Below are 21,157 nucleotides of genomic sequence, written 5' to 3' on the forward strand. Positions count from 1 at the left end.
ACTATAGTTCGAGATGGAATATAATAAAATGAACTAGTTATTATTAATGTCTACTATTTGCAAATTATCATTTACAGCTCCCATAAATCCTTTTAAAAGAGATATATTACCCAAGTTTTCGACCAAATCGGAGGAAGACTCGGCTGCAATAAAGTATATGATATTATTTTTCTGGATCAATCCTGAAATGAACTGCCCCCCATATTGTATGCTCTTTAATTCATTTCCTTGATGATCATATTTTGTTAAAAATCGATTTTCGGTTACGATAAAGGAATCGTTTAAATTCAATAGATCATTAATACCTGAGCTACCACGAGTAAGTTTTGACATAATTTCATTTCCATCAGGAGCTACAACTCTTAATTCATTATGACTATAGCAAGCAAAATTACCTGAACTTAATTCTTCAATATGGAACGACCCGTTCAGATCATTTATAGATGTTACACTTGAGGTTAATTGAGAAGTATATCTAATGTTTTTTATTAATTCAAAGTTTTCATTTAATAAAAATAAAACAGGTTCATAGTTTTCTAAAATATCATTTTCTGAAGTAAATGTTCCTCCGTAACCTATATATCCTTCAGACGTTTTAGTTAAATCACCAATGAATGCATTTTCTTCCATGGAAGGATAGTTCATTGTTTTAATGACATTGTTATTAACATCTCTTATTTGAATAGCAGGTGCGAGTTTAAATTCGGTATCTACAGAAACTCGATTACTCCCAAAAAATGCAAATTCATCACCTACTTTGATATTGTTATAAGATACTGTAAGATCTGATCTACCATTCTTTACTAAACTTCCAGATTGGTCGAGAATTATTTCTCTAGAAGAATAATAATTACCCAAGGTGTTAACGAAGGTAAAAACCAATTCTCCATTAAGTTTATTAAATCTAAAGCAATTACCAGTATTATCAGTTTGGTCTCCGATATATAAAGATTCTATAATTTCATTATTGTTATCAATTTCCCTGTAAAATATTTTTCCCAGACTATTATCTAGAATATCATCTATAATTTCGATCATAAATAGATTATTGTTTTCTGAGTTAATTCCACTAGCAATAGGGAATCCACGAGTTCCGTTAGGATAGTCGAAGAATTTGTATCGTGTTCGCGGTTGCAGAACTGATATTCTTTTGTAGATAGTTTCAGTTTCATTTTCATTAGAAACGGTTAGTTGAATAGTTTGTGTTCCTGGAGAAGAAAATGATAAGGTGAATGAAGATTCAGTTGTTGTTTTCTCTTCTTCATTATTTGTATAACTAAAGGTTATTTCTGTGGCATTTTCGGAACAGTCCGTAATTACAAATTCTTCGCCTACTTCAACAACTTCTTTATCGATAGAGAAACACGCGATTGGTAGTTGAATAGCAGTTTCTTCATCTGAACTGCAGGAGAAAGTAAGAATAGCAATACTAACAAGTAGTAGGAGATTTTTCATAAACTTTAGTTTTAAATTTAAGGCGCAGCGAAATTAGTTAAAAAAATGTTAACAAATCTAACAGTTATAAACTTTAACAACACCAAACAAAAAAGTGTGTTCTAGACTATTTACTAGAACACACTTTATTTACAAAATGTATGTTTTTTATTCCGCTAGCTCTACTAGTAAGCTATCTTCCGTTTTGGTTACCTTGGTAAGACCTAATTTAGATAGACCTTTCATCCCCTTATCCCAAGCTTTGTTACTTAATCCGGATGCGGTTTTAAGATCTGCTAACTCCATGCGTTGTTCTTTTTTGATAATCTCAAAAATAGCTTTCTCGTTATCATTTAACTCCACCGCTTTCTTTTCTGGTCTCATTTGAGGGAAGAACAGTACCTCTTGTATCGATTGATTGTTGGTTAAATACATAATTAATCGATCCATTCCAATCCCCATTCCCGAAGTTGGAGGCATTCCATACTCTAAAGCTCTGATAAAGTCGTTGTCAATAAACATAGCTTCGTCATCACCTTTTTCGCTAAGTTTTAATTGAGCTTCAAAACGTTCTCTTTGATCTATAGGGTCATTAAGCTCAGAATACGCATTAGCAATCTCTTTACCACAAACCATCAATTCGAAACGCTCCGTAAGATCAGGATTATCTCTATGTTCTTTACATAATGGACTCATTTCTTTAGGGTAATCTGTAATAAATGTTGGTTGGATATAGTTTCCTTCACATTTTTCACCAAATATCTCATCAATTAATTTCCCTTTACCCATCGTATCATCTACTTCGATACCCATACCTTTGGCAGCTTCTCTAATTTCTTCCTCAGTTTTACCTGTGATATCAAATCCTGTAAAGTGTTTGATAGAATCTGTCATTGTTACTCGAGCATACGGAGTCTTGAAATTAATCTTATGCTCACCAAAAGTAGCGTCTGTTGTTCCATTAACAGCAATCGCACAGTGCTCTACTAGATTTTCAGTAAACTCCATCATCCAGTTGTAGTCTTTATAAGCTACATAGATTTCCATAGCTGTAAACTCTGGATTATGGGTACGATCCATTCCTTCATTTCTGAAGTTTTTAGAAAACTCATAAACTCCTTCAAAACCTCCAACAATTAATCTCTTTAGATATAATTCATTTGCAATACGCATATACAAAGGAATATCTAATGAATTATGATGAGTAATAAAAGGACGTGCAGAAGCACCACCAGGAATTGGTTGTAATATTGGGGTTTCTACTTCAAAATATCCTTTAGTATTAAAAAAGTCTCTCATAGCATTAAAGAGCTTTGTTCTCTTTATGAAAACATCTTTAACATGAGGATTTACAACCAGGTCTACATAACGTTGGCGATATCTAAGCTCAGGATCTGTAAAAGCATCATATACCTTTCCGTCTGCATCGGTTCTTGGTTGAGGTAAAGGTTTTAAAGTTTTACTTAATAATGTAAAGTCTTTAACCATCACAGTTTTTTCACCTACTTGCGTTGTGAATAATTCTCCTTCGATCCCGATAAAATCACCTATATCCAGTAATTTTTTGTAGATATCGTTGTATTTCGTTTTATCATCACCAGTACATATTTCATCTCTATTGAAATATACCTGAATTCTCCCATTAGAGTCTTGGAGCTCAGCAAAAGAAGCTTTTCCTTGTATTCTTCTAGACATTAATCTTCCAGCGATGATAATCTTTTTTCCTTCTTCAAATTTTTGTTTTATATCTTCTGAAGTATGATCTACAGGAAATAATGCTGCAGGATATGGATTGATACCTAAATCACGTAGAGATTTTAATTTTTCTCTTCTTACAAGTTCTTGTTCTGTTAATTGCATAATGCTGCCGTTTTAAGCCTGCAAAGATACAAAGTATGATATAATCTTTCAATTGATTTTTAAGTATTGTATCACTTTCAAATAATGAGAAAAGAAAGCTCATTTTTGTTTTATTTGAATTATTAGAAATATTGAAAAAAATGGGTGTTTTTCCTCTTGTGTATACTGTGATTTTTTTTAAAAAGTAATTTCCTACACCTGTTAAATTATAAGTGAATTCCTATTTTTCTTGTTTTTTTAATAGTTTATTTTATTAAGTATCAGTACATTGCCGTAAGTAACACATAGTGTGTACAACTCAATGCTATGGGGATAGCAGCATTATAATTCTTATAAAAACGAATCAATCCTTTATTACTCTTAGATAAGCTAAGATGTCTTTAGGTACACTTAATTTTATAATAATTAGGATATACGGTTGTACGTGACCAACAAAAAAGTAATTTAATGACATTGCAAAAAAACCTTTTGGGGCTGGTTTTTTTCTGTTTAATGAATTCAACATTTTCTCAACAAAAAAATTCTGCATTAGTGGATAATTCACTGGGGCAGGATGGTGTTGTAGAAACAGCCAATCTAAATAATCAAGATACTTCTTCGATGATAATTGCTCATGATAAACAATTATCTAAGAGATATCGGTTTTTATCGGATCGCATTTCGAAACCTTTAGCAGCGAATTTTGTGGTAAAGACTTTACCATTTAACTCTAAAAACTCTGATTATGCACCAAGTTTTTACAATGGTGAATTGGTATTCGCGTCTTCCAGAAGTAAAAAATCCGTGACTATGATTCTTCAGGAAGGTTCTAATGAACCCTTCTTGGACTTGTATAGGACTAATAGGAATATCGCTAACAAAGGAATTACAAAGTTAAAGGGATCTATAAATACTAAATTTCACGAATCATCGGCAACATTTAGTCCAGATGGGAAAACAGTTTATTTTACCAGAAATAATTACGTTAAAAGAAAAATTAAGAGTAGTACGAAAGGTTGTGTTTTGCTAAAAATTTATAAAGCAACATACGATAATGGGAAATGGAAAAATGTACAAGAATTGCCTTTTAATAGTGATGAGTATTCTACCGCACATCCAGCCTTATCTCCTGATGGAAAGTTCTTGTACTTTGCTAGTGATATGCCAGGGAGTTATGGTAAATCAGATATCTACGTAGTGGCGGTGCATAAAGATGGTAGTTTTGGAACTCCAGAAAACCTAGGAAGTCTTATAAATTCTGAGGGTAGAGAAACTTTTCCTTACATAAGCGATAAAGGAAGGTTGTTTTTTGCAAGTGATGGTCATTTGGGTTTTGGTGGGCTTGATATTTTTATGGTATTGCCGAATAAACAATCTGGTTGGAAAGTTTATAATATGGGTGCACCTATTAATAGCAATAAAGATGATTTTACTTTTATTATTAATGAAAAAGAAAGAATGGGATATTTTGCTAGTAATAGAGATGGAGGAAAAGGAGGAGACGATATTTACGGCTTTAAGCAAATGGCCGCATTAGAAGAATATCAACATTATGTACCTGAGATTAAAAGCAAAATAAAAAGATATATAGAATTAAAACCCGACGAAGGCGAAATCACATCTTTCTAAACAATCTTAAAATGGGGAAATTTCTGTTAAGTAGTGCCAATTAACATCATTCCAAAAAGCAAACATAATATCTTGTTAGGATTAACCTTTAAAAATATATTATGTTCAAGAAAATTTCAAAAATCCAAGGCGTTCAGGTTTTAAATAAATCTACTCAAAAAGGTATTCAAGGTGGATTTTATTTTGATGGAGAATATCCAACACCTAATTCTTTCTTTTGTGGTGTTCCTGATCACATTTGCTGTAATGGTCTATGCGTTTTACCAGAACATCCAGCTTGCGGACTTTTGTAAAAAAGAAAAAGAAAAGCGAATTTAATTCGCTTTTCTTCTTTATCATCTCTACTAATTTTACTTAAAGAGATTTCTTTAATTCTTCAACTCTTTTGCTTATTTCAGGATCTTTTTTGACTTCTAAGGAACGTTCATAATTTGCAATAGCTTCAGGGATATTGTTAGCTATTAAAAATTTGTTGGCAAGACTGATGTAAGTATTTGCTTCTTTTGGGAAAAGAGAAGTATTAAGTTTTAGTACTTCTATCGTCTCTGTTATATTTCCGCTAAAAAATAAAACATTCGCATACGTATTTAATTCATACATGCTCGCGAGTTCATTCTTCAGTTCGCTTATAAGTTGAGGGTCCTTTGCCAAAGAAGCAATTCCATTTTTTGATATCATTTCATGTACTTTGGTCACACCTGAATAATTCGGGACATATGTCCCCGATACAATTTCTTTGATATCTTCCTCCAGCGTTTTTATAGGAGCTTCTACAATTCTATTTATTTCTTTACCATTTTTATAAAAAATAAAGGTTGGTACCCTATGAATATTTAAGCCTTCGTGTTCACCTCCAATACTTTGTTTATAATGTTCGCGATCAGCTTGTACTGCTATGCATGTTAATCTATCAAGTGGGAAACCTGCATTATTTAATGTTTTATAAAAACGAGGTACCTCTCTTTTACTATCTCCACACCAAGTTCCCATAAATATCTGTATGGTATATTCTTGCAAGCTATCTTTTATAGACGATATGATGTTTTCATTAGGCTTATAAGCATCGTAATTTTTAGTAAACCAAGTGTTATAAGGATTGTTATTTAGTTTTTCAAAATTGATTTTGCCAGTAAGATTTCGAACACCTTTGTTATCGGTGATTTCTTGATTAAATGTTTGAGAATAACAAACAGCTCCTATTGTTAATATCAATAATGATAGCACAATTTTTTTCATAATATTGATGATATTGAAAGTATAGTATTAAGATGATCATTTAGATCAATCATGCAATGTGTAGTCACTAAGAAGAGGTTTTTTATAGCCTCTAATTCTGAAATTATTTACTTAAAGGAACACCAGAAATAGTGTTCTTAATTTTTGGAGTAACCATCGCTTTTATTTTTAGAATGTGCTTTCCAATAGCTGTGTTTGTAGTGATAGTAACCTGTTTGTTTTGATGATTTGGTTTTCCATTGGTATTAAAGGTAACTAGCATTTCACTTGATGCTCCAGGTGCAATAGGTTCTTTCGACCAGTTAGAAACGGTACAACCACAACTTGCTTTTGCATTTACAATTACCAAAGGAGCATTGCCTGTGTTAGTAAAGGAAAAATTATGCTTTAAGATGTCACCCTCAGTTACAGTTCCAAAATCAAACTCTGTTTCTGCAAAAGTCATCTGTGGAGCCAAATTTTTAGTTGTAATCGGTTCTGAATTTGTAGTCATTGCTATCGTGCTACTAGAGTTGTTTTTTTGCACGTCTGAGCAAGAGCTAATAGTTGCACATAGGATGATAAAAGTAAATACGGTTGTAATGTTAGTTTTCATGTCTTGATAATTTTTAGGATTATTTTTTTTGAATTCTGTTTTGTTCAAAATTCTAGACATGTGCCTTAAAATGCAATGAAAAAGGGGTGGAAATAGGGACTAGACCCCAGTTGGAATTTTGTAATTACCAGCTAATCACTTGTTTTTATATAACGCCTTTAATTCTTCTCGGTTATCAACTTCAACTTTTTTGTAGAGATTATTGATATGGGTTTTAATGGTACTTACACTCAGGAATAGTAAAGAAGCAATTTCTTTATTCGTTTTATTTTGCAAAATTAGATCTAAGATTTTCTTTTCCTGCTGTGTGAGTTTTTCCTCCAACGCATTACCAGCATTATTTTTCGTTTTTAATTTTCGAAATAATAAAATATTCAGTGTAATAGAAATAATTAGAAAGAATGTAATGATCCACGTCCAATAAGATGTGTTTTCTTTTTTTATGGATATAGAAAATTTGTCTGCCGCTAATTCGGTTTCATATTGTTTGGTGTAGGGACTATTGGGATACTGCTCTTGCAATCTTTCTAATAGCTTATCATAATAAGTGTTCTGTTTCAGGTCCTGAAGATAATAGGTGTATAGATTATTGGATTTATTAGAAAGAAATGAGTAAATATATAACTCGGTAAGAGGTTCTTCTTGTTGTTCTCCAAAATCTTGTAAGGTTTTAAACCATTTAATAGAATTTACTTTTCTATTTGCCTCACTTCGATAAGAGCTAAATGCATACCTCATGTTTTCTATTAGAGAATCTACCTTTAGAAATGTATTACTACGCTCGTTTGTGGAAATGATTTCACAAAAGGCTTCTTCTTCTTTAGTAAATGGTAATGAAATCTTATCATCATTTTTGGCAATAAATAGAATTTCCTGACTATTTAAACAAATCCCGTTAAAATGAATAGTAGCTTCTTCTTCCGAGCAATTATCTGTATGAATGCGATAGATCCTATTCTTTGCAGGTAAGTTATTTTCGGTAAATACAAAATACCCTGTTGAGTCGGGATATACTTTCTGTATAATCTGTTCTTGGTATGTACCTGACATTTTTCTGTAATCCTCTATTAGCGATAGGTATACATTGGTGTCCTTATTTTGCCGATCTACATATCCAGAGAATTGATATTGACTCCAAACATTAGTACAGCACAACGTTAGAAAGATCCAAAAAATACTTTGTTTCCATTTCATAGAATATATTCAGTGTATAATAAACGAATCGAAGATAAAATAATTTTAAGATAGTAGTGTAACATAATAAGAGATAAGACTACCTATAATTATATTATTTAATCTATTTTTGCTTATGAGTTTTTTGCGAGTTTTATTATCGATTTTTTTTCCACCACTAGCCGTTTTGGATAAAGGTTGTGGATCAATTATAATCGTACTTTTATTAACCTTATGTGGATGGGTTCCTGGTGTAATTGCAGCACTGGTAATTTTAAATAACCCTAACAAATAGTTAGTGTCATTCACTACAGTTGGGAATGATCATTAAAAAGTATAACAACAAGTCAAAGTTGTATAGTAAGTTTAGTGAATTTTTCAACAAATAAAAATTTTAAATAGATGAAAAAAGTATCCCTATTGATACAGGTATTTTTAGTAGCAATTCTTTTTGTAGGATGTCAGTTTTCGGAGGATTTACATATTAATGAAGATGGAAGTGGAAAGATAGCCTTCAGTTTTGATGGTTCTGAGTTGCTTAAAATGGCTGGAGATAAATTAGGAGAAGGTCTGGGAGAAGAACAAAAAGAAGAAAAGGCGATAGATACTTTAATGGTGTTTAAAGATTACCTAGAGGAAAAAAAGGATAGTATTGCACAGTTGCCAAAAGCGGAACAAGAACGTTTAAAAAAGTTAGAAAACTTTAAAATGCATATGTTCATGGATCCCAAAACGATGGAGATGAACTTTGATTTGTATTCCGATTTTAAGAATGTATCGGATTTAGGGAATATTTTTAATGATTTTAAAACCGCTTCTTCTTTAGGAGGAAAAAAAGCAGGTAGCTCTGTTGGAGCTCCGGGAGATCCATTGTCTAACACTGAAGGAGATGATCCGACCAAAGTTTCATATACTTTTAAAGGAAATAAATTTAAAAGGGTAACTGAAATTCTAGATGAAAAACAATTGAAACAGGGATTAGATAGTTTAGAACAAATGAAGATGTTTCTAGCAAGTTCCAAATATAAAATCAAATATCATTTCCCAAGAAGAATAAAAAATATTTCTTCAAAGGAAGCATTATTTAGTCAGGATGGAAAAAGTTTTACCTTAGAAGTTGGGTTTATTGACTATATGGAAAATCCGAAGATATTGGATGTAGAGGTAGAGCTGGAAGATTAATTATTTTATTAATAGATTGATAAAATAAAAGAAGCGCTAAATTAGAATAGCGCTTCTTTTGTTTGGTAATAATTTTTATAATTCTTGTCGTTTAATAAGTTCTCGAACCATTTCTTCAATAGCTTCACTTCTCTTACTACCCATAGTAAGTCTTATGTTGTGATCCATAAGTTCTAATTCTTTTTTAATGCTGTAAATTTTGAAAGTCATTGAATGAAAAGAAGCTACAGGGAATTTTTTAGTATTAAAAATAAAAAAATATTCTCCGCTTACGGTTCCAATTTCCCTAATGGCAGAACCAATTAAAACAGAATTGTTTTCTTCTATATTAGGATTTCCAATGTAGATGTCATAATTAACTTGATCTACCATACTTTTATTTAATTGACTGAAGGCCTTCTTGGAAGAATGTGCTACAAGGTGAATATCCATATCTTTAAAATCGCGATCTACTCGATGTCCTTTTCCACTTAATAACTTTCGTTCTTTATCAAGTTTTTTGACGATTCTTTCGGGTATTTTAGGACTCTCCAGAATAAGCTCATTTGCTTTAGATTGGTGAAAACCTTCCACGTTAAAAATTCCCATTTCTATAGCAAGCTGAAAAATTTTCTTCTTGGATAAAAAGTAATGATTTTTTGAATTTATAAGTAATGTGTCTTTCAATTGATCTCCGAAAAAGGCATTGTAGGGATACGATTTGTCAGAATGAAAAAGTAGAGAATATTTTTTCAGATCTCCTGCTCTGAATAGAGGTTTCTTGTCAAGATCACTAACTTGAAAATGGCGTAAGCCTTTTACTTTTATTTTTTCAATATGAGCTACTTTAACTTTATCAAAAAAGACTTCTCCTTTTTTGATTTTTATTTTTTGTGCAAAAGAAAATGAAAAAATTAATAGAAATGTAGCTAGTAATAAGTGTTTCATATTTTGGGGGATTATATGTTAAAAAAAAGCAAATATAATTATTATTGGTTAGATCTTGTTTTGAAAGGTAATAGGAGAATAGAAACTTTTTTAATCCCGTATCTTTGCAGTGATGAATAAGAAGATTGAAATACAAGAACTAGGTTTAAAGGATTTTAAGGAAACCTGGGATTATCAAGAAATTCTTTTTAAAGGAATTCTGGATACGAAAATAAAGAATAGACGAGAAGATGCTAATCTCGATACCAATAACTATTTTCTTTTTGTAGAACATCCGCATGTATACACTTTAGGGAAAAGTGGCGATATTAGTAATTTGCTTTTAAATGAGGAGCAGTTACAACAAAAAGGAGCTACTTTTTATAAAATAAATCGAGGAGGTGATATTACCTACCATGGACCGGGACAGGTTGTGGGATATCCAATTTTAGATTTAGACAATTTCTTTACAGATATTCATAAATATCTTCGCCTTTTAGAAGAAATGGTGATACTTACCTTAGATGAGTACGGAATTAAAGGGGTTCGTAGTGATGGGGAAACTGGTGTTTGGTTGGATGTAGGAACTCCGTTTGCTCGCAAAATTTGTGCTATGGGAGTTAGAGCCAGTAGATGGGTTACTATGCACGGGTTTGCATTTAATGTAAATGCGGATTTAGGATATTTTGATAATATTATTCCATGCGGAATTAATGATAAAGCCGTTACTTCTTTACATGTAGAATTAGGTGTAGAAAGCGTAAATATAGCTGAAGTAAAAGAGAAACTGTTGAAACATTTTAAAGTCTTGTTCGAAGCAGAAATGGTATAACGAGAAAGCCGAAGTATAAATTACTTCGGCTTTTTTGACTAAAAACTAAACAAATCGAATAGATTGAGGTTGATTTTTAATTAACAAATAGGTCATTGATTTCTGATCCGCTTACTGTTAAACTGTTATTTGTTAGATCCTCATCATTATTACTGTCATTACCATCAATAAAAATATCAGGATCATAATCTAAAACTATACTATAATCTGGCGGAAATTCACCTTCTGCAGGGGATGATGAATTCCAAGGCCTAGAATAACTAATGGTTAATGTCTCGCCAGCAGCTAAATCTGTAAAACTGACAGTGCTAACTAATTCGCCTGGCGCTGGTGCTCCAAGATTTCTTTGGTATAAACGTAACGCTTGTTGTCCAGAAGATGACCTAAAAGAGTCATCTCCAATATTTGTAATAGTTCCCGTAATTGTAGCTGTCCCTGTAAAATCATCATCCTTTACTATAGAGAATGTAATACTAGTCGCTTCGAGATCTATTTCTTCATTATCAATAGTATCGTCCGAACAACCGAACAACAATACGGCTAAAAATAATAGCGATAAAATTTTTAGAGTTTTCATGACATTTTAATTAGTTGGTTTCACATTAGTGATACCTACAACTAAAAAGTCAACATTTTTTTACAAAATTTAAATTAGAGGTTAATTGATTTGATAAATTAGAATACTGTTATCTTCTCCTTGTACTGCAAATTCTAGATTAGGATCTTTATCCATATTTCCTAAGCTAATAATAGAGTTTCCGTATACTGGAAAATTCGGAAATAACTCTGCATTACTATCATATAAGTATACCTTTTTGGATTGTTTATCTGTAATGGCTACATAAATTTTATTATTGATGTAGAATATCTGTGGTTTTGTATAAACTCCATAGTCTAGTTCTAGCGTGTTCTCTTTAATAGTTAATTTGTTTTCCGAGAAAGTAACTAACGTTTTGTTGGTCGAAACTAAAGTGGTATTCGGGTCTAGTTCTTTGTCTATTATATTAACAGAACCATCTGATTGAATCTGAATCAGTTTTCCGTCTTTTGTAGTAGAAGTAAACTTATTTTGATATTGTTGCCATTGGTTTTTAGAAAAATCTACCGATTGCTTTACGTCAACACGAGTTCGGCCTAAACGATCTAAAATATTTATTTTACCATTTTCCTCAGAGATTAAAATATAGTCTTTACTACCAATTCTAATATGTTTTGGCGGTAAAATAATGTTGGTTTCAGTTCCTTCAAAACCAAATCCAGAGACCACATTTCCTTCTGCATCCAACATGCTAACTTTGTTTCCTTGTGTCACAACAATACGGTAGCGCTTATTTTTATCATAATCAAATAAAGAAATCGGATGCGTAATAGCTTGTTCGAATTTTTTAGGATAAGAAGTAACATCTTTACCATCCCTATCTACTAAATATAAAGTGTTTTCGGTATTAAAAAGGAGCTGATATCTGCCATTTTTATAAATGTCAATTTGTTGGATATCTCCCATGATAGCGCCGTTGATCTGTTTTTTCCAAAAGATGACTCCTTTGTCAGAGATTAGATAAAGATTATTGTCCACATCTTGTACGGCAATATCCATTCCTTTTGTCCGGTGATTTTTTACCAAAATTGGCCTATTCAGAATTTTATTTTCTAAAGTGGTTGATGTTGTTTGCGTAACAGAGGTTGCAGAGCCTTTGGTAATATCTTTCTGTAATACGCCATGGATATGGGCAAAATTACTTTCTTTAATAAGTTGTAAAGCCCCAATTTGATAACCTTTAGTCTTGGTTTCGCTCCACTGTTTTTGTTGTGATTCTTCAATATTGCTACTTACATATTCTTTTAAATATTCTACAGTTCCTACAACTAGTATAGAAGATTCGTCGGAGAGTTTTTCCAGTGTTTTTATGTAATATGGTTGTTCTTGTAATACGGTTTTGTTAAGAATGTTAGCAATAATAGTCTGTAAGGCATTTTTAGAAGAACCAAGTACAATCTGATTTTCATAAGAGAAATAGTATTTTGCTTCAAATTCAGGGATTAAAGGTTTTAGTAATCCTGAAAACGTAGTGTTTTCTTCGTAGCTAAATATATTTATATCTCTATATGAACCTGCAGGATTGCCTGCTAATTGTTCTAAGGTGTTTTCTGGAGCTAGTGAGGTAAAAGTTAATGCATTGTCATTTTCTAAAAATATCATTCCAATTTCTGAAATTCCCGAAAACAGTTCGTCTAGATCATCAGGAATATTTTCTATTTCCCTTTCCTGAGCTAATGCAAGGTTTTTCTTTAGTGTATAGAAGTCGTCATAAGTAAAGGATACAAAACCATTGGCAGTGATCGGTGTAATACTAGCTATTCTGTTTTCTTGGGCGGTAGTATTGTCAAAAATCCCAATGGTAGTCGATAAAGAGTCTTTCTCAATGGCAATTCCATCTATATATAATGCATTCTGATCTAGTTTAGCATCTACCGAGATCCATCCGCTAAAATTTGACAGCGCTATCAAGTCATTATTCGGGATTAACGAATTGTGTATTTCTTGTAGCTGTTTTCCATTTGCTATTAAAGCTACTGGATTTTTCACATCAGAAACCTCATAGGCTTTTATAAGGTCGTCACTAACTGGAATTTTATTTTCTTGCTGGCGAATTGCGTTTTCAATCAATATCTGAGAAGAAGAAGCGATTAATAAGCTATCCTGTTTGGTGGCATAAAAAGTATCACTGCCAGAAGTTATTTTATGTATGATTTTATTAGAGTAATTGATGTTTTCTATTGTTTTTTGATCTAACGAATCTTTATTTATAATCATTGGATCGTATGTAGAAATATACGTATACTCAAAATCATTCTTACCGATTGGAGAAAAACATAATAGGCCGCTAGATTGGTCTACTTGATTTAATACGGGAAGTGTCTTGAAATAGTTGAATAGATCAAGATTTTTATTTTTCTTGAAAAAGTCATTATCCCTAAGCATATTTTTTGTTTGCTCCAGATCATTGATTTTTATAATCACCTGAGCATCTTTGGGGATATAATCAATAAGAGTATTTGGTTCTTCGGTAGTAGTGTTACAAGCTAAAACAATTGTGGAGATTAGAAGTACAACTATTTTTTTCATGTGTTTTGTTTTCCTTTTTGTTCTTGGTTTTGTAATAATTTGGTTGTTTTTCTATCTACCAAATATTCTCAGTTGCCAAAGATAATTATTTGAACTCTAGTGATAACTGTTCTGGTAATAATCTAAAACTTTTTCTATGGTATTTGGTAACACCATATTTTCGTATTGCTTCTCGATGTTCGGCAGTTGGGTATCCTTTATTTTTTTTCCAATTATACATAGGAAATTCTTCATGGATCTTTTCCATATATTCATCCCTATAGGTTTTTGCTAAAACCGATGCTGCAGCAATATTAAGATATTTACCATCTCCTTTTATAACGCAGGTATGTGGTATATTATGATATGGTTTAAATTTATTTCCATCTACAGAAATATGTTCTGGTTGAGGTGATAATTGAGCTATAGAACGTTGCATGCCCAGAATAGAAGCGTTTAAAATATTTATTTTATCAATCTCTTCCATATATATATGTGTCACACCATAGGTAATAGAGCAGTCTTCTAGTAGTGGTCTTAGTTGCTTTCGTTTTGCTTCACTAAGCTGTTTCGAGTCATTTAAGATCGCATTACTGAAATCATCGGGTAAAATAATAGCAGCAGCAGTAACAGGTCCTGCCAGACAACCACGACCTGCCTCATCTGTACCACATTCTATGAGATCAGGTTTTAATTTTAATTCGAGCATGTTACGAAGATAATGTAAGAACAGAACATCAGAAAACTATTTTTAAGAATCAAGAAAAAAACTTAGCATTAAAACGAATAATTCATAGCTATTGACTTTCGTTAAAAAAGTATATTTTTGCCAACAGTTTACGATATAGATGAAAAAGAATTTAGTATTTATAATTATACTTCTAATAGGTTCCATAGCAAGTGCTCAGGAAGGTAATGAAGAAGAGTTCGATGGAGGAGGGACGAATACGCAACAGATTCCTGATTTCGCTCAAAAAAGGAAGCCTTTTGCAAAGAAAACCAAAAGCAAACCTCCGATTACGGATTATAAGATCATAAGTATTAAAAATGATACTACTTTTGTAGATACTACATTAACGATCCAAAGGGATTATAACTTCAACTATTTGCGAAGAGATGATTTTGGATTACAGCCCATAAATAATGTCGGGCAAACTTACAATAGTTTGATTAAAGTAGAAGAATATAACCATTTATTACCTCTTTTTGGCGCAAGGGCAAGACATTTTAATTTTATGGAAGCGGAAGATATTCTGTATTATAATGTTCCTACGCCATTAACTGAATTGTATTTTAAAACTACTTTTGAACAAGGGCAACAGTTAGATGCGTTTTTTACGGTAAATACTTCTCCTAGGTTAAATCTATCGATTGCATATAAAGGGAATAGGTCATTAGGAAAATACCAACATGCACTTACGAGTACAGGTAATTTTAGAGCTACAGCAAATTATAGAACTAAAAATGACAGATATAGTATACGAACTCATTTTGTATCTCAAGACTTATTAAACGAAGAGAATGGAGGGCTCTCAGAAACAGGTCTAAATCAATATCTTAATAATACTGAAGAATTTAGAGAGGAAGCTGATGAGTTTTCCGATAGGGGATCTATCGAGGTGAATTTTGAAAATGCTGAGAGTATTTTACTTGGAAAAAGGTTTTATCTAAATCACAAATACGATATTATTAAAAAAACAGATAGTACTAATACGAATATAGCTGTGGGACATATTCTAGATCTTACCGATAAATCTTTTCAGTTTGACCAGGCTGCACCAAGTGATCTTTTTGGAACGTCGTATGATTCTGGAGCATTACAAGATAAAGCTGCGCTAGAAGATTTTAGTAATCAATTGTTTGTAAATGTAGATAATAATTGGTTAGGTAGCCTAACTGTTAATGCCGGTATTTCAGACTATAATTACGGATACAATACAATTCTTACTTTAGAAGATGGTACGGATATTACAAATAGAATTAAAGGAAATATAGTTTCTGTAGGAGGATCTTATCAAAAATATTATAAAGGATTTCAACTTGCTGCAGATGGAATGTCCATTATATCAGGTGATTTTGATGGGAATTATTTAAATGCTTCCGCAGGATATCAGCTCGGTGATTATGGTCTACAATTAGGTATAAGCACAAGTTCTTCAGCTCCGAATTATAATTTTCTTTTATATCAGAGTGATTACGTTAGTTATAACTGGCAGAATTTTAATAATACTGATGCTACTAATGATTTTAAAAATGTAGAAACTCAAAAAATTCATGCTAATGTGCAGGTTAAGAATTGGGCAAATATAGAAGCTAGCTATTCGACCATTGACAACTATACATATTTTACAAAAAACACAGATTCTATTACTGTTCCTGAACAGTATGATGGTAGTTTGAATTTATTAAAGCTTAAGCTTTCCAATAGTTTAAAATTTGGTTGGTTAGGTGTCGATAATTCAATAGTATATCAGAATGTTAGTAATGCAACCAATACTACAAATGAAGTTGGAGATGTTAGAACCTTCGAAGTGTATAATGTTCCTAATATTGTTACCAGAAATAGTGTTTATTATCAAGACTATTGGTTTAAAAGAGCATTGTTTTTACAGACAGGTGTAACTTTTAAATATTATTCGGAGTATGACGCGGATGGTTATGATCCAGTACTGTCAGAATTTTATGTACAAAGCCCCAATGAGATTGAATATTTTGATCAATTTGATAATAGTGATCCAGACGAAATTATTGATACAAGACAAACATTTGGTGGCTTTCCTCAGTTCGATATCTTTTTTAATGCTAGAATAAGACAAACACGAATCTATTTTAAAGTAGAGAACTTTGGAGAAGCTTTCAGTCAGAACAATGAATTTTCTGCTCCTGGATATGCTCCTAGAGATGCCGTGATTCGTTTCGGTCTGGTATGGAATTTCTTCCTGTAAACTTTTGTGCCAATATATCTTATAATTGATTTAGTAGATTATGACATCTATCATCAGTTTCAATAATAATAGTAATACTGAAGTTTCCTCAAAATCTTTCACAAAATTTATTTTTTTCGATTAAATAAGACTGTAATAATAGAGTTTTTGGGATTATCTGCTTATTGAAAGAATCTATAATACGATGTGTATGGGTTAGGATCTACATTTAAGGAGGGTAAGGATGCTTTTTTGGGTTAAATATTTGTTTTTCAGTTTTTTAACAGGATTTTTGGTTTTTTATATTTAAGAATGATTTCTTGATTGTATATATATAGTTAAGATTATGAAATTGATAGATTAAATGTAATTTTATTGTAGTTTTGATAAAGGTTAATAGAAAAAAACAAGGTATTTTGTAATTACCCTGTTTTTCTTTTCGTTTCGAGCAATAACAATAAAGTAATTTTTAAGATAGAAAGAAATTAACCACATAATCATTCCGAAATGGTTAATAGATCAATTAAGACTTTACTACATATGTAAGGTTTAAAACAAAGCGTTATGAAGAGAGATATTTGTTGCTTATGGATTATTTACCCATTACAGTTTAATTGAGTTAGCCGAATTCAAAAAAGAGAGTTTAGATTCTTCTTTATGATTGTTAAGAATTGGATAAAAATAAGAAAGGTTAGATGTTACTATCTAAACATCTGTTAGAAAAAGCTTAGAATTTCAATAATTTAGATTAGTTGTTTTAAGATGCTGGAGTGAGTAAGTTTTATGTTCCTCCGGCATTTTATCCGTCTTTTTCTTAAAGAAATTAAAGAAATATTGTTTGCTCAATTTTAATTGTTTTATCATGGAAATTTGACAGAATAATACTTTTTTACAGTTCCTTATTCTAGTGACTCTTTAAGATTTTTCGTGAGTTTTTAGTATATTTGAAATACTACCCTTAGTGTAAATACAGCGTTTAATGAATCGTACTTGCCTATTAATTTTTTTATTACATTTTTTTTCTTTCTCCCAATCAATTGAAAATAAAATTCAGTATCAAATTACTCATTATGATACAAAGTCTCTTGGTTTCGGAGCACAATCTTGGGATATCGAACAAGATGAAAATGGCTTGATTTATATCGCCAACGAAAATAAAGTGTTGATATATGATGGCAGTGAATGGAATTCTATTGAAACTAACAACGCTATGGCAAACAGAAGTCTTTTCGTTAAAAATAAAGACTCTATTTATTTTGGTGCTGATGGACACTTTGGATTATTAAAAAATAGACAAGAAGCGTATAATGATTTTGAAATTTCTCTTTTAAATAACAGTAATAAACAGCTATCAGATAAAACTGAAGAATACTGGAGGATACATCAGTTAGACAATGAAATAATCTTTCAAACATTTAGTAATCTCTATATTAATCAAGGAAATATAATTACAAAAATACCTGCCCCCTGCTGTTTTAAATGGAGTTATATGGTGGGTGAAGAATTGTTTGTAAATGATTATGAAAGTGGAGTTTTTAAACTGTCCGAATCAAACCTTTCTAACGTGTTTGATGATGATCAGTTAAATGGGAATATAATTGGAGTTTCTAGTTTTGATAATGAGATGTTGCTTATTACAGACACAAAAGGTTTGTATCTTGTTAAGAATGGAAAAGCAACTTTACTTCAGTTCTCCAGATCAAGTGAAATTAGTAGTGCACAGATTTTTTCTTTTTTAAAATTAAATGATGGTAGAATTGCTTTAGGGACCGTAACAAACGGACTTTATATTGTGGATCTTGATTCTGGGTATGTTGAAAATATTAATAAATTAAAAGGTCTTCAAAATAATACGGTGTTATCGATTTTTCAGGATGATGAACATAATTTGTGGTTAGCATTAGATTATGGAGTTGATTATATCAAATTAAATTCTTCCTTAAAATATTATTATGACTATTATGGTTTATTAGGAACAACTTATGCGGCAGTAAAAAATAGGGGTTTCTACTATTTGGGAACCAATCAAGGATTGTATACGCTGGATGAGAAACCAACTGATATAGAAGAAGATTTTAAACTGTTGTTGAATGGACAGGTTTGGAATCTTGCTTCTATTAATGATGAGATTTGGGTTGGTCATGATAAAGGAGCTTATATTGTTCAAGATAAAGATCTCACAAAAATAGGTGCTAGTAAAGGGGCTTGGGATTTTAGAAAATATGAGTTTAGTGAGGAAGAGTTCGTTTTATCTCCTAATTATAATGGTGTCGCTTTATATCAGAAAGAGAATAATGACTGGCAGGAATATCAGCTTAAAGGTTTTAATAAATCGGTTAGGTATTTAGAAGTCGATAGTCAAAATAATATTTGGTTGGCCCTTCGCTCTGAAGGAGTTTTTAAATTTAAATTAGATATAGATAAGAAAACTTTAATACAACAATCCTTCTTTCCACTAAGTGATTTTGAAGGAGTGGTATTGTCACTTTCGAAAACTAAGAATGACATTATAATAACATCTGGATTTCATATGTATACTTATAATGCAGAGAATAATTCTTTTGCAAAAGAAGCATTGGGAATGAATAAAGGGTATGCGCCTAGAATTATAGAAAAGGAAACGGAGACTTGGTATGTGGATAATGAAAGTGTAATAATTGATACTGGAGATGAAATAGTCAATTTAGAAGAATTGCAAAATCAACTGGTGCCAGATGTTTTGAATGTTTTTGAATTGGATGGAGACAAAGAAATTATTCCAATATATAGTGGTTTTTCGGCATACGTCCGAAATAGAGAAGTTTCTGTTAAAAATGCTAGGAATGATGTTATTATTAGAGACTTTGTGTCTGTTAATAGTAATATCTCGTATACTAGAAAATCAAGAATCCCTTTTAGAGATAATGACCTTAAAGTAAAATACGCATTACCACTCTATGGTAAAAAAGTGTTATATCAATCGAAAATCAATAATGATGGATGGAGTGATTGGACAGCTTCTCAAGAAAGGACATTGTATAATTTAATAGAAGGAGACTATAAACTACAAGTAAGAGCTAAATATGATGATATTATAAAAGAATCTTCTTTTTCGTTTAAAATTAGTCCACCTATCTATAGAACACCGTTAGCATATATAATATATGTATTGCTTTTTTTAAGTCTTGTGCTGGTAGGTATCTTTATAAGTCGATATAAAATGAAAAAGCAGAAAAATAAATTGCTAAAACTAAAAGAAGAAAAACTGCAAAAGCAAAGAGAAGAATATAAGGCACAAAAGATTGAGCAAGAGCGCAAGATTATTGAACTCAAAAACTCCAAATTAGAAGACGAAATAAAAGCAAAAAGTAGAGAGCTTACTCAAGTGGCATATGTAAATCTTAACAAAAACAAGATTCTTAAAAAAATCAGAGATAAAATCGTAAAAATACAAGAGTCTTCTAATGTTAGATCTCATGAGAGTAATTATATGGATCTACGAAGGCTTGTAGAATATTATATAACAGATAAGGAAAGTAGGATCTTTAAAATTAACTTCGATAAATCTCATCAGGAGTTTTATGAAAGGTTGTCCAAGGAATACCCTGGTCTAACTTCAAAAGATCTTAGATTGTGTGCATACCTTAAAATGAATTTGTCTTCAAAAGAAATCGCACCGCTTCTCGGTATAAGTCCCCAAAGTGTAGATGTAAATAGGCATAAGCTTCGTAAAAAGTTGCAATTAGACCCAGAAGATAATCTGACAAATTTTCTTATGGTTTTTTAGAGATATGCATTTTAAAGGAGCCGAATTATTAGTTTTTCTTATTATTTGCTTTTTTGAAAGTTTAGAAATTATTTTTTTTGATTTGTAACTTTAATGTTTAGAGTGTTTTACAAAAAGGTTAAAAAATAGTTGTATTTTTTTGTTGTGGAAAAGAAAAAGGGTTGTATGTTTGCACCCGCAAAACGGAATAAGTTTTGAGAGTTCATTGAGAGAGTTTGGTTTTTTTGAGGATGTTTTGGGAGAGTTTTTAGTTGATAAAAATTTTTTCTAAAAAAAGTTCAAAAAAGTTTTGCGGGGAATAAAAAAGCGTTTTATATTTGCACCCGCTTTGAGAAACAAGCCAAGTTCATAAGCATAGAAATTATACTGGAGTAGGGCAAAAGAGATTTTGTTTTTAAGGTTCGATTCCTTGATAATTAGCAAATACAGCCAGCGATGAAGATTGTGTTGGGTTGTTAAAAAAGTTCATTGATATATTGATTGACAGCGCGTATTAATATTGGTTTATACTGATATTATTACAATAAGAATTAAG

General features: G+C 31.4%; 16 protein-coding genes. 7 read left to right on the forward strand and 9 right to left on the reverse strand.

The features are described from left to right. Window positions 1-33 precede the first annotated feature (33 nt). On the reverse strand, window positions 34-1,455 hold the full coding sequence (locus Q1B37_RS11170) for a PKD domain-containing protein (RefSeq protein ID WP_299610665.1): 1,422 nt from the start codon (window positions 1,453-1,455) through the stop codon (window positions 34-36). 147 nt (window positions 1,456-1,602) lie between these two features. Further along, on the reverse strand, window positions 1,603-3,294 hold the full coding sequence (gene lysS / locus Q1B37_RS11175) for a lysine--tRNA ligase (RefSeq protein ID WP_299898668.1): 1,692 nt from the start codon (window positions 3,292-3,294) through the stop codon (window positions 1,603-1,605). 447 nt (window positions 3,295-3,741) lie between these two features. Between lysS and Q1B37_RS11180 the strand changes: the two genes are divergently transcribed. Together Q1B37_RS11180 and Q1B37_RS11185 are read left to right on the forward strand one after the other, a co-directional pair. After that, the gene (locus tag Q1B37_RS11180; protein ID WP_299898670.1) at window positions 3,742-4,902 is read left to right on the forward strand and encodes a hypothetical protein; all 1,161 of its coding nucleotides are present in this window, start codon (window positions 3,742-3,744) and stop codon (window positions 4,900-4,902) included. Window positions 4,903-5,003: 101 nt separating this feature from the next. Then, window positions 5,004-5,195, forward strand: coding sequence for a hypothetical protein (locus Q1B37_RS11185; RefSeq protein ID WP_299898672.1), 192 nt, complete (start codon window positions 5,004-5,006; stop codon window positions 5,193-5,195). A 61-nt stretch (window positions 5,196-5,256) separates the two neighbouring features. Here the strand turns inward: Q1B37_RS11185 and Q1B37_RS11190 are convergent, their stop codons facing one another. From Q1B37_RS11190 to Q1B37_RS11200, 3 genes are all read right to left on the reverse strand, one after another. Continuing rightward, a complete protein-coding gene (locus Q1B37_RS11190; protein ID WP_299898673.1) occupies window positions 5,257-6,138 on the reverse strand; it encodes a hypothetical protein in 882 nt (293 codons plus the stop codon). A 103-nt stretch (window positions 6,139-6,241) separates the two neighbouring features. Next, window positions 6,242-6,733 (reverse strand): DUF1573 domain-containing protein, encoded by a 492-nt coding sequence (locus Q1B37_RS11195; RefSeq protein WP_299898674.1) that lies wholly within the window; start codon window positions 6,731-6,733, stop codon window positions 6,242-6,244. Between the two features lie 135 nt (window positions 6,734-6,868). Further along, a complete protein-coding gene (locus Q1B37_RS11200) occupies window positions 6,869-7,927 on the reverse strand; it encodes a LuxR C-terminal-related transcriptional regulator (protein ID WP_299898676.1) in 1,059 nt (352 codons plus the stop codon). A 115-nt stretch (window positions 7,928-8,042) separates the two neighbouring features. On the opposite strand from Q1B37_RS11200, the gene Q1B37_RS11205 reads away from it, so the two are divergent. Continuing rightward, the gene (locus Q1B37_RS11205; RefSeq protein WP_299610685.1) at window positions 8,043-8,201 is read left to right on the forward strand and encodes a YqaE/Pmp3 family membrane protein; all 159 of its coding nucleotides are present in this window, start codon (window positions 8,043-8,045) and stop codon (window positions 8,199-8,201) included. Window positions 8,202-8,308: 107 nt separating this feature from the next. Continuing rightward, window positions 8,309-9,088 carry a hypothetical protein gene (locus tag Q1B37_RS11210; RefSeq protein WP_299898678.1) on the forward strand — a complete coding sequence of 260 codons (780 nt, stop codon included), beginning with the start codon at window positions 8,309-8,311 and terminating at the stop codon, window positions 9,086-9,088. A gap of 75 nt (window positions 9,089-9,163) precedes the next feature. Here Q1B37_RS11210 and Q1B37_RS11215 read toward each other — a convergent pair whose 3' ends face one another. Continuing rightward, window positions 9,164-10,015 carry a hypothetical protein gene (locus Q1B37_RS11215; RefSeq protein ID WP_299898680.1) on the reverse strand — a complete coding sequence of 284 codons (852 nt, stop codon included), beginning with the start codon at window positions 10,013-10,015 and terminating at the stop codon, window positions 9,164-9,166. A gap of 112 nt (window positions 10,016-10,127) precedes the next feature. Here Q1B37_RS11215 and lipB point away from each other — a divergent pair, with 112 nt between their 5' ends. Beyond that, window positions 10,128-10,826: a lipoyl(octanoyl) transferase LipB gene (gene lipB / locus Q1B37_RS11220; protein WP_299898682.1), complete on the forward strand. Its 699-nt coding sequence runs from the start codon at window positions 10,128-10,130 to the stop codon at window positions 10,824-10,826. Between the two features lie 76 nt (window positions 10,827-10,902). Here the strand turns inward: lipB and Q1B37_RS11225 are convergent, their stop codons facing one another. The 3 genes from Q1B37_RS11225 to Q1B37_RS11235 form a co-directional block, all read right to left on the reverse strand. Continuing rightward, window positions 10,903-11,403, reverse strand: coding sequence for a hypothetical protein (locus tag Q1B37_RS11225; RefSeq protein ID WP_299898684.1), 501 nt, complete (start codon window positions 11,401-11,403; stop codon window positions 10,903-10,905). Between the two features lie 81 nt (window positions 11,404-11,484). Further along, window positions 11,485-13,953, reverse strand: coding sequence for a hypothetical protein (locus Q1B37_RS11230; RefSeq protein ID WP_299898686.1), 2,469 nt, complete (start codon window positions 13,951-13,953; stop codon window positions 11,485-11,487). 85 nt (window positions 13,954-14,038) lie between these two features. Next, on the reverse strand, window positions 14,039-14,641 hold the full coding sequence (locus Q1B37_RS11235) for a ribonuclease HII (RefSeq protein WP_299898688.1): 603 nt from the start codon (window positions 14,639-14,641) through the stop codon (window positions 14,039-14,041). 139 nt (window positions 14,642-14,780) lie between these two features. Here Q1B37_RS11235 and Q1B37_RS11240 point away from each other — a divergent pair, with 139 nt between their 5' ends. Next, window positions 14,781-16,877, forward strand: a complete 2,097-nt coding sequence (locus Q1B37_RS11240; RefSeq protein ID WP_299898690.1) for a putative porin — start codon at window positions 14,781-14,783, stop codon at window positions 16,875-16,877. A gap of 958 nt (window positions 16,878-17,835) precedes the next feature. Continuing rightward, a complete protein-coding gene (locus Q1B37_RS11245) occupies window positions 17,836-20,622 on the forward strand; it encodes a hypothetical protein (protein WP_299898692.1) in 2,787 nt (928 codons plus the stop codon). Window positions 20,623-21,157: the final 535 nt, after the last annotated feature.

The sequence above is a fragment of the uncultured Aquimarina sp. genome, from assembly GCF_947492965.1.
Taxonomy (GTDB): domain Bacteria; phylum Bacteroidota; class Bacteroidia; order Flavobacteriales; family Flavobacteriaceae; genus Aquimarina.